The organism is Paraburkholderia sprentiae WSM5005 (assembly GCF_001865575.2).
Classification (GTDB): domain Bacteria; phylum Pseudomonadota; class Gammaproteobacteria; order Burkholderiales; family Burkholderiaceae; genus Paraburkholderia; species Paraburkholderia sprentiae.
Map to the genome: position 1 here is coordinate 3,409,955 of NZ_CP017561.2, position 12,923 is coordinate 3,422,877.

Genomic DNA, 12,923 nt, shown 5'->3' on the forward strand with positions numbered 1-12,923 from the left:
CGCTGCGTCAGGCCACCGCCCCCTCAGGCAAGCGCCGCTTCGACGGCGCGAACCCGCTCCTGATGGACGGCGTCCTTGATGCCGGCCGGCGCATCGGCGAGCCGCTTCGCGACCGCCCCCGCGTCCACGCCTCGCGCGGCTACCAGCGCAACCCTCAGACGCTCGGCCTGGCGGTACTCGCTCATCTCGAAGCCGAGCCGCCCACGCGCATCGGACTCGCAGGCCTGCAGCGCCTCGGCGAAGCGCGCCGGCTTCCTGATAGCGTCGCTGCGCTCGAGCAGCCGCACCAGAGCCGCCGCGCCCATCTCCATCACGCGATGAATATTGCCGTGCTCCCGCGCGACCAGCACCGCGAGATCGCGGCACTCGTTCGGCACGCGCAACCGCTCGCACAGCGGCTTCAGCAAATCGACGCTGCGGCCCTCGTGGCCGATGTGCCGCGGCAGTATGTCTTCGGGCGTGGTCGCCTTGCCGAGGTCGTGCGTCAGCGCTGCGAAGCGCACCGGCAGCGTATAGCCCTGCTGTGCGGCATGGTCGAGCACCATCATCACGTGCACACCGGTATCCACCTCGGGGTGATAGTCGGCGCGCTGCGGCACGCCGAACAGCGCGTCGATCTCCGGCAGAATCCGCGCGAGCGCGCCGCAGTCGCGCAGCACGTCGAACATCCGCGACGGCTTCTTCTCCATCAATCCGCGCGACACCTCCTGCCACACGCGCTCGGCCACCAGCGCATCGGCTTCGCCGTCGGCGACCATCTCGCGCATCAGTGCCGTCGTCTCGGGCGCGACCGTGAAATCGACGAAACGCGCCGCGAACCGCGCGATGCGCAGGATCCGCACCGGATCTTCGAGGAACGCGGCGCTGACATGGCGAAAAAGCCGTGCCTGTAGATCGGCCTGGCCATTGAACGGATCGATGACCGGGCCGGTCAGCTCGCCGTCCGGGCGCACCTCGCGCGCCATCGCGTTGATCGTCAGATCGCGGCGCGCGAGGTCCTCCTCGAGGGTCACGTCGGGTGCGTAGAAAAACTGGAAACCGTGATAGCCGGCCGCCGTCTTGCGCTCGGTGCGCGCGAGCGCGTACTCCTCGTGCGTCTGCGGATGCAGGAATACCGGAAAATCCTTGCCCACCGGCCGATAGCCCTGCGCGACCATCTGCTCGGGCGTCGCCCCCACCACCACGTAGTCGCGGTCCTGCACCGGCACGCCGAGCAGCTCGTCGCGGATCGCACCGCCCACTGCGTAAATATTCATGGGCATTCGTCTTGATAGGCAATCGCGTGCGTTTCGCGGCGCGCGGCGTCGATCCATGCATTGACCGCGGGCAGTGCGGTGAGCCGCGCGACATAGGCGGCTGCGGTGTCCGACAACGCTGGCTTCCACGTGTTAAAGCGCATCGCGACCGGCGCGTACATCGCGTCGGCAATGCAGAACTCACCGAACAGGAACGGGCCGCCGTAGGTTTCGAGGCAGTCGCGCCAGATCGCCTCGATCCGCGAGATATCGGCCAGTGCGCCCGGCGTCGCGTTCTTGCCCGCGAACGACGCGCGGATGTTCATCCACATCGTCGAGCGCAATTCGCCGAAGCCCGCATGCATCTCGGCACTGATGCTGCGCGCATGTGCGCGCGCCGCCGCATCGCGCGGCCACAGCGCATGTTGCGGGAAGCGTTCGGCCAGCGTTTCGGCGATTGCGAGCGACTCCCACACGGCCTGCCCCGTGTCGTCGATCAGGCACGGCACCTTGCCGGGTCCGCGCGGTGCCTGAGCGCGGATCTTCGCATTCGTGTCCGGCTCGTCGAGCCGGATCAGCTCCTCGTCGAACGGAATGCCGAAGTGCGTGAGCAGCAGCCATGGACGCATCGACCAGGACGAATAATTCTTGTCACCAATCAGCAGTTTCATGCTTTTGTCGGGAAGAGAGGAATGGGTTTCAGCGCCCGGCGCTGGCGCGGAACGTGTCGAGTCGGGAGCCCGTGGCCGCGCCGGTCAGATACGTCGGTACGATCGCTTCGATGCTGACCGGTTCGAGTCCGAGTTCGGGCGCGAGCGGGCCGCTCAGAATATTGGCGACCTTCATCGAATCGAGATTGTCGCGCGAAATCACCGGTTCGCCCGGTGCCATTTCGAAGCTCAGCGCCTGCAGGCGCGCGAGCGGCTCCGGCAGACGGATGATGCGAGCGTGCTTGCCGATCACGTCGCCGCAATACGAAACCAGATCTTCGAGGGTATAGACGGTCGGTCCGCCGAGCTCATAGGTGCGGCCGCTCGCGCCGTCGAAATCGAGCACGTTGACGATCGCTTTCGCGACGTCGCCGACATAGACCGGCTGGAACTGCGCGTCCGGCATCGCGAGCGGGATGGCCGGAAACACGCGCTGCAGGAACGCGAACTTGTTCAGAAACGCGTCCTCGGGCCCGAACACGACGGACGGCCGGAAGATCGTCCACGCGACGCTCGCCGCATGCACGGCTTTCTCGCCGTCGCCTTTCGAGCGGGAGTACATGCTCGGGCCGCTCGGGTTAGCGCCGAGCGCGCTCAGATGGATCAGCCGATGCACGCCCTTGCCTTCGCAGGCGGCGACGATGCGCGTCGGCAGCTCGACATGCGCATGCGCGAACTCCCGCCCATAGGGCTTGCCGCGTTTGCCGTTCAGGATGCCGACTAGGTTGATCACGCAATCCGCGCCTTCGACGAAGCGCGCGAGCTGCACCGGATCGAACACGTCGGTTTCGAGCACGTCGATCGGCAGCATGGTCAGATGACGCGCGTTGTAGCGTCGCCGCGTGGCGAGGCGCACGTCCTTGCCCATCTCGACGAGCGCGTTGACGAGATAGCTGCCGATAAACCCCGAGCCGCCGATGATCGCAATGGCTTGATGTCGCATTTTCGACTCCCTGATGGAAGCCGCGGCAACGGCTGGCGAAGCGCGCCGCAACCTCGAAGTGAGATTGCGGCGGCAAGGCGCTTACGGTGCGATGTAACCCAGGCGCGCCTTCAGCGATTGCGGACGGCCTTCAAACAATGCCGCGTAGTAGACCGTGTTGGACAGCACATTCTTCACGTAGTCGCGAGTTTCCTGGAACGGAATCGCCTCGGCGAAGATCGCGCCTTCGACCGGGCGCTGCAACGACTGCCGCCAGTTGCGCGGACGGCCCGGACCTGCGTTGTAGCCAGCGGTGGCCAGCACGGCGGACCCGTCGAACTGATTGTAGATCATCGCCAGGTAGTTCGTGCCGAGCAGGATGTTGGTGTTGATGTCGTTCATCTGCTCGCGCGACACCGGTCCGAGACCGATCTTCTTCGCGACCAGTTGCGCGGTGCCCGGCATCAACTGCATCAGTCCGCCCGCGCCGACTTCCGAGCGCGCGTTGATGATGAAGCGCGACTCCTGGCGGATCAGCCCGTACGCCCACTCGACGTCGAGCCCGCTCGACTGCGCGTCCTGCTCGACGATATCGCGGAACGGCGACAGATAGCGCAGCGAGAAATCGTGCTCGCTTTTCGTGCGGTCCGCGGTGTTGACGGTGCGGTCGTACAGCTGGATGCGGCGCGCGTACTCGGCGGCCGCGAGCAGTTGCCGGTCGGACATGGTGCGCAACGGCCAGTTCCACTCGCGATTGCCTTCGAGCCGCAGGTTCAGCGCATAGAAGCGCCGCGCGAGATCGAAGCCCGGCGTGGCACCGGCTTGCTGCACTTCAGCGTCGGTCACGGTGGTTTTCGGCGGCACGGTGATCTTCTGCCCGAGCTCTTCGAGCGCGAGCTGGCCGTAGAAGTTGAAGTTCGACGCGATCGACTGGAATTCCTGGCTGGCCGTGGCCGTATCGCCGGCCTGCTTCAGCGCGCGCGCGTGCCAGTACACCCACGACGGTTGCTTACGCAGCGACTCGGGCATCTGCTCGATCGACCAGCGCACCATGTTCCAGTCGCCGGCGAGCAGCGCGCTGCGCGTGCGCCATTCATACGCGGGATTGGACAGCGGCGCGTTCGCCGACAGCCGGAACCAGTCGACTGCGCCGGGCATCTGCTTGAGCGCGCCCTGGTAGCCGATCGTGCCCCAGCCGATCGCGCGTTCGGGCGAATTCAGCGACGGCGCGACCGACGCGAACGTGGCCGCGGCCATCGCCGGATCGTTGCGCGCCATACGAGTGATGGCGAGCAGCGCCAGCTGATGTGACTGCGCATCCGGCCCGACGCCGCGCGCGAGCAACAGCGGCGGCGTACTGGTCGCCTGGCCGAACAGCACCGGGTCGGGCGGCTGGTCGCCGAGGGCGTCGACGAGCTTGCTGCCGGTGCTCGTGTAGTTCTGCTCATACGCGAGACGGATCTGCTGCCAGATGTCGTCGGCGCTGAACTGGCGGTTCGAACCGAGCACCGTGATCAGGTCGACGCAGCCGTCGCCGTACCATTTCGGCTCGACGAGCAGCGCTCGCGCCGCGTCCGCGACGTTCTCGCCGCGCGAGGCGCGCGATTCGAGCGCGTAGCACTTCACCTGGGTGTCGTCGTCGAGCACGAACTTCGCGTACTGCTGGTCGAAATTGCGCCAGTCGTGGCGCGTGCCGAGCACGGTCAGGTAGTCGTTGCGCATGCGATCGGCGATCGCCTGGCCGTCGTACTTCTGCAGGAACGCGAGCACGGGCGCGTCCGGCGCGTCGATGCGCGCGTGGCCGCCTGAATCGAACAACTGCGGCTTGATCTGGAAGTACTCGAGATACGACGGCGCCGGATAATCCGGGATCATGCTCGCGAGCTGGGCAGCGCGCGGCGCGTCGTTATTGCGCGCGGCTTCGCGCAGCTGGACGAAAATCTGGTCGTCGTTCGTGAGTTGCGACAGCGGAAGCGGCTTGACGGCCGAGGCGGTGCTGCAGGCAACGAGTGCCGCTGCGGCGAGCGCAATACCGGCCGCGCGATATACTCGAAAAAGGCGTTTTGACATCGTTGTTTCTGGAGCGCGAATTGGACGCAAGCATAGCACGCCCCCCTATCCCGGCAGCGAAAAAGGCGCTGCGCCGAATGTTGCTGGAAAGCCGTCTGCAAGCGGCTTCCGAGCCGGCGAAGAATGCCGCGCTAGCGCGTCGAATGCTCGACGCGCTGAAGCACTACGCGGTGCCGAGCGTGGGATTCTACTGGCCCCTCGCCGGTGAATTCGACGCGCGCGGCGCGATCGCGATCTGGCTGGCGGCGAGCCCGCATCACGAAGCCAGTCTGCCAATCGTTAAAGAACGTGGCATGGCGCTCGAATTCCATGTGTGGACGCCCGCGACGCCGATGAAAATCGGCCATCACAAGATTGCCGAACCCACCTCGGGGCGCGTCGTGCTGCCCGAACTGCTGTTCGTGCCCTGCGTGGGTTTCGACTCGGACGGCTACCGCCTCGGCTATGGCGGCGGCTATTACGACCGCACGCTGGCCGGCTGGCCGGCCGCGCACAAGCCGATCACGGTAGGCATCGCCTATGAAGCCTGCCGCACCGACGCGCTGGAACGCGAGCCGCATGACATTCCTCTCGATCTGATCGTTACCGAAGCGGGGTTTCATCCGGCGCTGCCGGTCTGAACGCGCGAAGCGCGCGGCGCCCGGTGCGTTACAGCGAAGCGGCCGCGCGCGCCGCCGTGTCGTACAGGCCCGACGCATTGCGCATCAACTGCGCGGCTTCGCCAATCTGCTGGTTGGACAGGCCGCTTTCCTTGAGCGTCGAGATCAGGCAGTTTTCGCGCACCTCACGATATTTCAGGCATAGCTCGCGGCCCGCGTCGGTGGCGGAAAAGAACACTTCCTTGCCGGTCTTTTCGCTTTTTACGTACCCTCTAGCTACGAGCTTTTTCAACGCGTAGGTCGCCACGTGCGTGTCCTCGATGTTCAGCACGAAACAGATGTCCGCGAGCTTCTTGCGGCGTTCGCGATGGCTCACGTGGTGCAGCAGCGACACCTCGATCGCGGTCATGTCCTTGTCGCCGGCCGCCGACATGCAGCGCACCATCCAGCGGTTGAACGCATTGCCCGCCATGATCAGCGCGTATTCGAGCTCGGACAGCTCGGCACTGCTTTCGGAGACGAGATGTTCCGACGAAACGATCTTGGTGGGATGACGCGTCATACGGGGTTCCCGGGACGGAAATGGGCTGGAAAAGTGTCGCAAGTGTACGACGATGCCCCGCCGCCGACGAGCCCTGCACAAACGCTTATTGGTAAATCGTCGATATTTTATTGATAATGTACACTCCGAACGTCGCTGACTCCGCTCCGGGTATGCGCCAACGCGCCGCGCCGTCCGTCCCATGTTCCGACTCGTTGCGGGCCGCCCAGTCATGAACCAACCACGAATTTTTCCCTTGGGCGATGCCGCGCTCGTCTGCGAAGCGCCGCCACCCGCTACGCTGGAGTGCCAGCAGCGCGTCTGGGCCGCAGCCACGGCCGCGCGCGACTGGCCGCAGGTGCTCGAAGTCGTGCCTGGCATGAACAATCTGACGCTCGTGTTCGACCCGCTCGAGACCGACGCCGACGCGCTCGGCGAGCAGTTGCTCACGGCTTGGAACACGGTGGCCGAAGCCGCCGCGCCGGGGCGCGACGTCGAGATTCCGGTGCAATACGGCGGCGTATTTGGTCCGGATCTGCAGGCGGTCGCCGAACATACGGGCTTGCGCGCGCGCGAGGTCGTCGAGCGTCATGCGGGCGGCGCCTACGTGGTGTTCTTTCTCGGCTTTCAGCCCGGCTTCGCCTATATGGGCGGGCTCGACGCCGCGCTGCACACGCCGCGCCGCGCGTCGCCGCGGCTCGAGGTCCCGGCGGGCTCGGTCGGCATCGGCGGCGAGCAGACGGGGATTTATCCAGCGGTGTCGCCGGGCGGCTGGCAGCTGATCGGCCGCACCGAGGTGCCGCTGTTCGATCCGGCGCGCCGCCCGCCCACACTGCTGCAGCCCGGCGACCGGGTGCGCTTCACGATCGCGGGGCTCCACGCATGATCGACGTGATCCGCGCGGGTCTTCAGACCACGATCCAGGACCTCGGCCGCCACGGCTACCGGCATCTCGGCGTCGCGATGGGCGGTGCGCTCGACCGTCTGTCGCTCGAAGTCGGCAACCGGCTGGTGGGCAACCGCCCCGGCGCGGCCGGCCTCGAAATCACCTTCGGCCCGACCGTGCTGCGCTTTCTGCGCGCCACGCGCGTCGCGATCACCGGTACCGAGTTCGGCGCGACGCTCGACGGCAAACCCGTTTATTCGTGGTGGAGCCTGCCCGTGCAGGCCGGCCAGGAACTCGTGCTGCACGCGGCGAAGCGCGGCATGCGCGGCTATGTCTGCGTGGCGGGCGGCATCGACGTGCTGCCGATGCTCGGCTCGCGCAGCACCGATCTCGCCGGCCATTTCGGCGGACTCGGCGGCCGCGCGCTGAATGACGGCGACCGTCTTCCGGTCGGGGTCCCGCCGCAGCGCGGCCAACTCGGCGTCACGCCCGAGGCGCCCGAATTCGGCGTAAAGGCGCCCGCCTGGTGCAAGTTCGTGCTGGTCGACGAGCCATTGCGACGCGGCCGGCATCCGTCGGGCGTGCCGTGGGCCATCCCGATTCGCGTGCTGCGCGGCCCCGAATATGACAGCTTCACCCCGGACGCGCAGCAGTCGTTCTGGTCCGACGAGTGGCTCGTCACGCCGAACAGCAACCGCATGGGCTACCGCCTCGCCGGCACGGAACTCAAACGCACGCACAAGACCGATCTGCTGTCGCACGCGGTGCTGCCCGGCACGATCCAGGTCCCGCCGAACGGCCAGCCGATCGTGTTGATGAGCGACGCGCAGACCACCGGCGGCTATCCGAAGATCGGTGCAGTGATCCAGGCCGATCTGTGGAAGCTCGCGCAGGTGCGCCTGAACGCGGCTGTCCGTTTCATCCCCACGACGCTCTACGAGGCGCGCCAGGCCTTGCTCGAAGAACGCGCGTATCTGCGGCAAATCGATGCCGCGATCGCGATGCATGAAGAGCGTTGCGCGCGCCAGGCGGCGCTCGCGGCGCTATAACGCTGAAAAAGGAATTCCCATGGAAATCGATCTGAACGCCGATCTCGGCGAAGGCTGCGGCTCGGACGAGGCGCTGCTCGACCTCGTGAGTTCGGCCAACATCGCGTGCGGCTGGCATGCGGGTGGCCCCAACGCGATGCGCGACTGCGTGCGTTGGGCCGTGCAAAAAGGCGTGTCGATCGGCGCGCATCCGAGCTTCAACGATCCCGAGAATTTCGGCCGCAAGGAAATGGATTTGCCGGCGGGCGATATCTACGCGGGCGTGCTGTATCAGCTCGGCGCGCTGTCGGCGATCGCGCAGGCCGAGGGTGGGCGTATCGCGCATGTGAAGCCGCACGGCGCGCTGTACAACCAGGCCGCGCGCGACGCGAAAATCGCCGACGCGATCGTCTCCGCGGTGCACGATTTCGATCCGTCGGTCGCGGTGTTCGCGCTCGCCAACAGCGGGCTCGTGAGCGCGGCGCGCAACGCGGGCCTGACCGCGATCGAGGAAGTGTTCGCCGACCGCGGCTATCGAGCCGACGGCTCGCTCGTGCCGCGCAAGGAGCCGGGCGCGTTGCTCGACGACGAGGACGAAGTGCTCGCGCGCACGCTCACGATGATCCGCGAGCAACGCGTGAAGGCCGTCGACGGTCAATGGGTCGCGCTGAACGCGCAGACCATCTGCCTGCACGGCGACGGCCCGCATGCGCTCGCGTTCGCGCGACGCATTCGTGGTGCGCTTGCCGACGCCGGCATCGAAGTGCACCCGGCGGGCGCCGCGCGCGTTTGAGGGTTGGCATTATCGTCGGCCGCACCGCGCGCCGATCCGATCCAGCGCCCCGCTGCGATGCGGGGCGTTTGCCGGCCCGGAGCATCTATCGTGATGCCTTTCAACGGCGGTGCGTACGACGCAAATGACTAAATATCGCGAAAGAAACAACGACTAACATCAGCGAGACCAGAAAACTGACAACCAACAACGTTGCGACGATGATGTCCGTGTTGTTTTCTCCACCGACCGAACCCAGCGCGTTGAAAAGCGGGGCAAAAAACTCAGAGCCCGCGCCGCTAGCAAACCATTCATCAATACCCGGCATGCGGGCAATTCCCACTGCGATGGGAAGCGTCAGCGCCAGTGCGAGCACAATACCAATCAGCGCTTTTTTCATTTCACGTTGAGAGTGCCGTAGTATCGGGTCGTCGTTCCGGGAATGAACGCGGGCGGCTGCGCTTTCAGGTATGACCGCAGCGCCTTGAACTGCTCGCGGGACGAAAGCGTAATACAACCATCGCTTTCTCCAGATCGTCCTACCGGGTGCAATCGAAACCTGCCGCGTCGCACACCGTCTACGAACATCCAATCATCAATGCGTTGGTCGATGTGGTACAGAGCAAACCATTCCGCGCGGTGCGAGGCCGCGTCCTGCGATTCGCCATCGATACCATCGATCTTGATAAAGATGTCCTGTGCCATCCTTGGATCTCCTCCCTGTTAGTTGCTTGCGGAAAACTTTCGGCAAAGCTAACAGGCACCGGATGCGGTACGACTCGGACTCCTCCGAGAAATGCGCAAGAAGTTCACGACGCTGATCGCGATGGACTGCCTCAGCACGGCGATCGCGCTATACGGGGTGGTCCGCAGTTGCTACCGATCGACCCCACCGCCACACCGGCGACCTCGCCCCAACTCACCCCGCCTCGACCACAAACCCGTGCTGCCGCAATAGCTGCAGCACGCCCTTCGGTCCACCCAGATGCAGCGCGCCGATCGCGACGAACAGCGGCTTGTTCGGCGCGGCGAGTTGCAGCATCTTCGCGACGAAGCGGCGATTGCGCTCATAGACGATCCGGTTGTCGATCGAATTGGAGACGCGCGGATCGCGCGCGAGCTTCTCCGATTTGGCCGCCTGCCACGCGGCGATCGCATCGGCATCGCCGACCCGCCACAGCCGATGCAGCGTGCGCACGTCCTCGACGTTCTGCGCGGGCGTCTGCACCAGATCCTGCGCGAGCATCTCACGCTGCTGCGCAGCCGACAGTCCGGTGAACGCGCGCATCTGCTGCGCGAGCGTTTCGAGTCCGACGATCTTGCCGCGCGTCCTCAGATACACGTTCTGCAACTGCGCTTCGGTGCCGTATTCGGTTTGAAGACCCGCGGACAGCGAGTCGTAGGTCTCGACCACGAGCGACGCGAGCCACGGCCGCATCTTCTTGATCGCGTCGAGCGCGGCCGGGTTGCCGCGCAGCCGCAACGCGAGCTTGCGCCACAGCGGCTCAGGCAGCAGGCCCGGCAGGCAGTCGCGCTTGCACACGCCGTACTTCGAAACGTCGTCCTGCGACACCAGCAATTCGTCGGGCGACAGTTCCAGCGCAAGCGTCGGCGACGCCGCGAGCGCCGCGAGGATCGGCGCGCGGAACGGCTGTCCCGCCGGATAGTCGGCGGGGTCGCCCACGTGCAGCGTGCCGAGCACGTAGATGGTGGTATTGCCGCGCGTCGCGACATAGAACGGCATGCGCGCCGGTTGCTGGCGCACCGGGCCGCTCGCCGTGGTGCCGGGCGCCGCGGGCGGCGCAATGGAAGGCGGCGGCCTGGCTGGCACCGTGACCGCCGGACGAACCGCCGGGCCTGGCGCGTTGGCCGCCGCACCGGCGGCGTGAGCGATGCCGGCTTGGGCCGCACCCACCGCCAGCGCGCAGGCTACGCGAAAAAAAACCGGCAGAGACGCCGGAACAAGCAGAGATAAAACCGCACGCGCCAGCGTATGAAAAACGACACGGGCGAAGCGTCCAGCAAACGCGCTGCCAGGCGCGGCGCCTTCCAGCGCACGCGCCTCACGGCGCCGCGCGAAGGCGGCCACCCAGCCGCCTTCACACGAGCGGCGCGCAAGACGACGCGCCGCCACCGCATCAGGCATCCACGTCCCCCACCTCTTCGGCGCGGTGACACGAGACGAGGCGGCCGTCCACTTCACGCAGCTTCGGCTCCTCGCTGCGGCAACGGTCGATCACATAAGGACAGCGCTGATGGAACGTGCAGCCCGACGGCGGATTCAGCGGCGACGGCATTTCGCCTTGCAGCTTGATCTTGATCGTGCGGTCCGCCTCGAAGATCGACGGCGTCGCCGACATCAGCGCGCGCGTGTACGGATGGCGCGGCTTCGAGAAGATGCGCTGCTTGTCGCCCAGTTCGGCGACGCCGCCGAAGTACATGACCATCACGTCATCGGCGATATGCTCGACCACCGACAGATTGTGCGAAATGAACACATAGCTCGTCTTGAACTGATCCTGCAGATCCATGAACAGGTTCAGGATCTGCGCCTGGATCGACACGTCGAGCGCGGACACCGGTTCGTCGGCGACCACGATCTGCGGATCGAGGATCATCGCGCGAGCGATCGCGACCCGCTGACGCTGGCCGCCGGAGAACATGTGCGGATAGCGCTTCGCGTGCTCGGGCCGCAGGCCGACCGTGCGCATCATCTGCGCGATCCGATCGGCGCGTTCGGTCGCGCTCATCTGCGTGTTGATCGCGAGCGGTTCGCCGAGCGTCTGCTCGACGGTCTTGCGCGGATTGAGCGACGCAAACGGGTTCTGGAACACCATCTGCACGCGCCGCCTGAGCGCCGCGATCTTCTCGCGATTCGCGCCGGCCACGTCCTCGCCGTCGATCAGCAAGCGGCCCGCGCTCGGCGTTTCGATCATCGTCAGCTGACGCGCGAGCGTCGACTTGCCGCAGCCGGACTCGCCCACCACCGCAAGCGTCTTGCCGCGTTCGAGCGCGAACGACACGCCGTTCAGCGCCTTCACCGTGCCGTGCGCGAACATGCCGCGCTTGACCGTGTAGTAGCGCGCGAGCTGATCGGCGACGAGCACGTGGTCGCCAGTGCGACCCGACTGGCGACGGGTTTCGGGTACTGCGCTCATCGGGCGCCTCCTTGCGTGTGAACGTTGGCGTCCTTCTCGAGGTTCAGCGGCTTGATGCAGCGCACGCGCGTGAAATCGGCGTGAGCCGGCAGCGGCGCGAGCGCCGGGCGCGCCTTCGTGCAGTCGTCGACCACGTACTTGCAGCGCGGTGCGAACAGGCAACCCTTGGGCCGGTCGTCGCGGCCCGGCACCATGCCCGGCAGCGCCGCGAGCCGCACCGCGCCCACGTTGTGCTCGGGAATCGCGGCGAGCAGCGCTTCCGTATACGGATGATGAGGCGCGGCGAAGATGTCCGGCACCTTGTTCGTCTCGATCACCTCGCCGGCGTACATCACGGCGACGCGCTGCGCGACTTCGGAGACCACGGCGAGATCGTGCGAAATCAGCACGAGCGCCATGCCGCGTTCCTTCTGCAGGCGCATCAGCAGTTCCATGATCTGCGCCTGGATCGTCACGTCGAGCGCGGTGGTGGGCTCGTCGGCGATCAGCAGCTTCGGGTTGCAGGCGATCGCCATCGCGATCATCACGCGCTGGTTCATGCCGCCCGACATCTGATGCGGAAACGAGCCAATGCGGTTCTTCGCGTCGGGAATGCCGACCTGGTCGAGCAGTTCGAGCGCGCGTTTGTCCAGCGCCGCGCCGCGCAAGCCTTCGTGCAGCTTCAGCACTTCCTTGATCTGATAGCCGACCGTGTAGCTTGGGTTCAGGCTCGTCAGCGCGTCCTGAAACACCATCGCGATGTCCTTGCCGATGATCTTGCGGCGTTCCCTCGCGGAGGCCTTCAGCAGGTTCTTGCCGTCGAAGGTGATTTCGTCGGCGCTGACCTTGCCGGGCGCGTCGATCAGGCCCATCAGCGCCATCATCGTCACGCTCTTGCCCGAGCCCGATTCGCCGACCACGCCGACCACTTCGCCCGGCGCGACGTCGAGATTGATGCGGTCGACCGCGGGCAGGCCGCCGAAGCTGACCGCGAGATTGCGGATGGTCAATAGATTGCTCATG

Annotated in this window: 14 protein-coding genes; 4 read left to right on the forward strand and 10 right to left on the reverse strand. The window is 66.1% G+C overall.

Annotated features, from left to right (window positions below; all coding sequences use genetic code 11):
- Positions 1–23: 23 nt before the first annotated feature.
- The 4 genes from BJG93_RS15640 to BJG93_RS15655 form a co-directional block, all read right to left on the reverse strand.
- Positions 24–1,256, reverse strand: a complete 1,233-nt coding sequence (locus BJG93_RS15640; protein ID WP_027199139.1) for a multifunctional CCA addition/repair protein — start codon at positions 1,254–1,256, stop codon at positions 24–26.
- Positions 1,253–1,906 carry a glutathione S-transferase family protein gene (locus tag BJG93_RS15645; protein WP_027199140.1) on the reverse strand — a complete coding sequence of 218 codons (654 nt, stop codon included), beginning with the start codon at positions 1,904–1,906 and terminating at the stop codon, positions 1,253–1,255. The genes BJG93_RS15640 and BJG93_RS15645 overlap by 4 nt, the downstream gene beginning before the upstream one ends.
- 28 nt (positions 1,907–1,934) lie before the next feature.
- Positions 1,935–2,888 carry a complex I NDUFA9 subunit family protein gene (locus BJG93_RS15650; RefSeq protein WP_027199141.1) on the reverse strand — a complete coding sequence of 318 codons (954 nt, stop codon included), beginning with the start codon at positions 2,886–2,888 and terminating at the stop codon, positions 1,935–1,937.
- Positions 2,889–2,969: 81 nt separating this feature from the next.
- Positions 2,970–4,937 carry a lytic transglycosylase domain-containing protein gene (locus BJG93_RS15655; RefSeq protein ID WP_027199142.1) on the reverse strand — a complete coding sequence of 656 codons (1,968 nt, stop codon included), beginning with the start codon at positions 4,935–4,937 and terminating at the stop codon, positions 2,970–2,972.
- Between the two features lie 77 nt (positions 4,938–5,014).
- On the opposite strand from BJG93_RS15655, the gene BJG93_RS15660 reads away from it, so the two are divergent.
- Positions 5,015–5,557: a 5-formyltetrahydrofolate cyclo-ligase gene (locus tag BJG93_RS15660; RefSeq protein WP_027199143.1), complete on the forward strand. Its 543-nt coding sequence runs from the start codon at positions 5,015–5,017 to the stop codon at positions 5,555–5,557.
- A gap of 28 nt (positions 5,558–5,585) precedes the next feature.
- Here BJG93_RS15660 and BJG93_RS15665 read toward each other — a convergent pair whose 3' ends face one another.
- Positions 5,586–6,098, reverse strand: a complete 513-nt coding sequence (locus BJG93_RS15665; RefSeq protein ID WP_027199144.1) for a winged helix DNA-binding protein — start codon at positions 6,096–6,098, stop codon at positions 5,586–5,588.
- Between the two features lie 211 nt (positions 6,099–6,309).
- On the opposite strand from BJG93_RS15665, the gene pxpB reads away from it, so the two are divergent.
- Genes pxpB through pxpA form a run of 3 tightly spaced genes read left to right on the forward strand, consistent with a single transcriptional unit; the run spans position 6,310 to position 8,784 of the window.
- Positions 6,310–6,963, forward strand: coding sequence for a 5-oxoprolinase subunit PxpB (pxpB, locus tag BJG93_RS15670; protein WP_027199145.1), 654 nt, complete (start codon positions 6,310–6,312; stop codon positions 6,961–6,963).
- On the forward strand, positions 6,960–8,012 hold the full coding sequence (locus BJG93_RS15675) for a 5-oxoprolinase subunit C family protein (RefSeq protein ID WP_027199146.1): 1,053 nt from the start codon (positions 6,960–6,962) through the stop codon (positions 8,010–8,012). Before pxpB ends, BJG93_RS15675 begins: the two co-directional genes overlap by 4 nt.
- 19 nt (positions 8,013–8,031) lie before the next feature.
- The gene (gene pxpA / locus BJG93_RS15680) at positions 8,032–8,784 is read left to right on the forward strand and encodes a 5-oxoprolinase subunit PxpA (RefSeq protein WP_027199147.1); all 753 of its coding nucleotides are present in this window, start codon (positions 8,032–8,034) and stop codon (positions 8,782–8,784) included.
- A 100-nt stretch (positions 8,785–8,884) separates the two neighbouring features.
- Here the strand turns inward: pxpA and BJG93_RS15685 are convergent, their stop codons facing one another.
- The 5 genes from BJG93_RS15685 to BJG93_RS15705 form a co-directional block, all read right to left on the reverse strand.
- The gene (locus BJG93_RS15685; protein WP_027199148.1) at positions 8,885–9,163 is read right to left on the reverse strand and encodes a hypothetical protein; all 279 of its coding nucleotides are present in this window, start codon (positions 9,161–9,163) and stop codon (positions 8,885–8,887) included.
- Positions 9,160–9,468 carry a tlde1 domain-containing protein gene (locus tag BJG93_RS15690; protein ID WP_051374445.1) on the reverse strand — a complete coding sequence of 103 codons (309 nt, stop codon included), beginning with the start codon at positions 9,466–9,468 and terminating at the stop codon, positions 9,160–9,162. The genes BJG93_RS15685 and BJG93_RS15690 overlap by 4 nt, the downstream gene beginning before the upstream one ends.
- A gap of 214 nt (positions 9,469–9,682) precedes the next feature.
- Positions 9,683–10,909 (reverse strand): TraB/GumN family protein, encoded by a 1,227-nt coding sequence (locus tag BJG93_RS15695; protein WP_027199149.1) that lies wholly within the window; start codon positions 10,907–10,909, stop codon positions 9,683–9,685.
- Positions 10,902–11,921 (reverse strand): peptide ABC transporter ATP-binding protein, encoded by a 1,020-nt coding sequence (locus BJG93_RS15700; RefSeq protein WP_027199150.1) that lies wholly within the window; start codon positions 11,919–11,921, stop codon positions 10,902–10,904. The genes BJG93_RS15695 and BJG93_RS15700 overlap by 8 nt, the downstream gene beginning before the upstream one ends.
- A complete protein-coding gene (locus BJG93_RS15705) occupies positions 11,918–12,922 on the reverse strand; it encodes an ABC transporter ATP-binding protein (protein WP_027199151.1) in 1,005 nt (334 codons plus the stop codon). Before BJG93_RS15705 ends, BJG93_RS15700 begins: the two co-directional genes overlap by 4 nt.
- Position 12,923 lies beyond the last annotated feature (1 nt).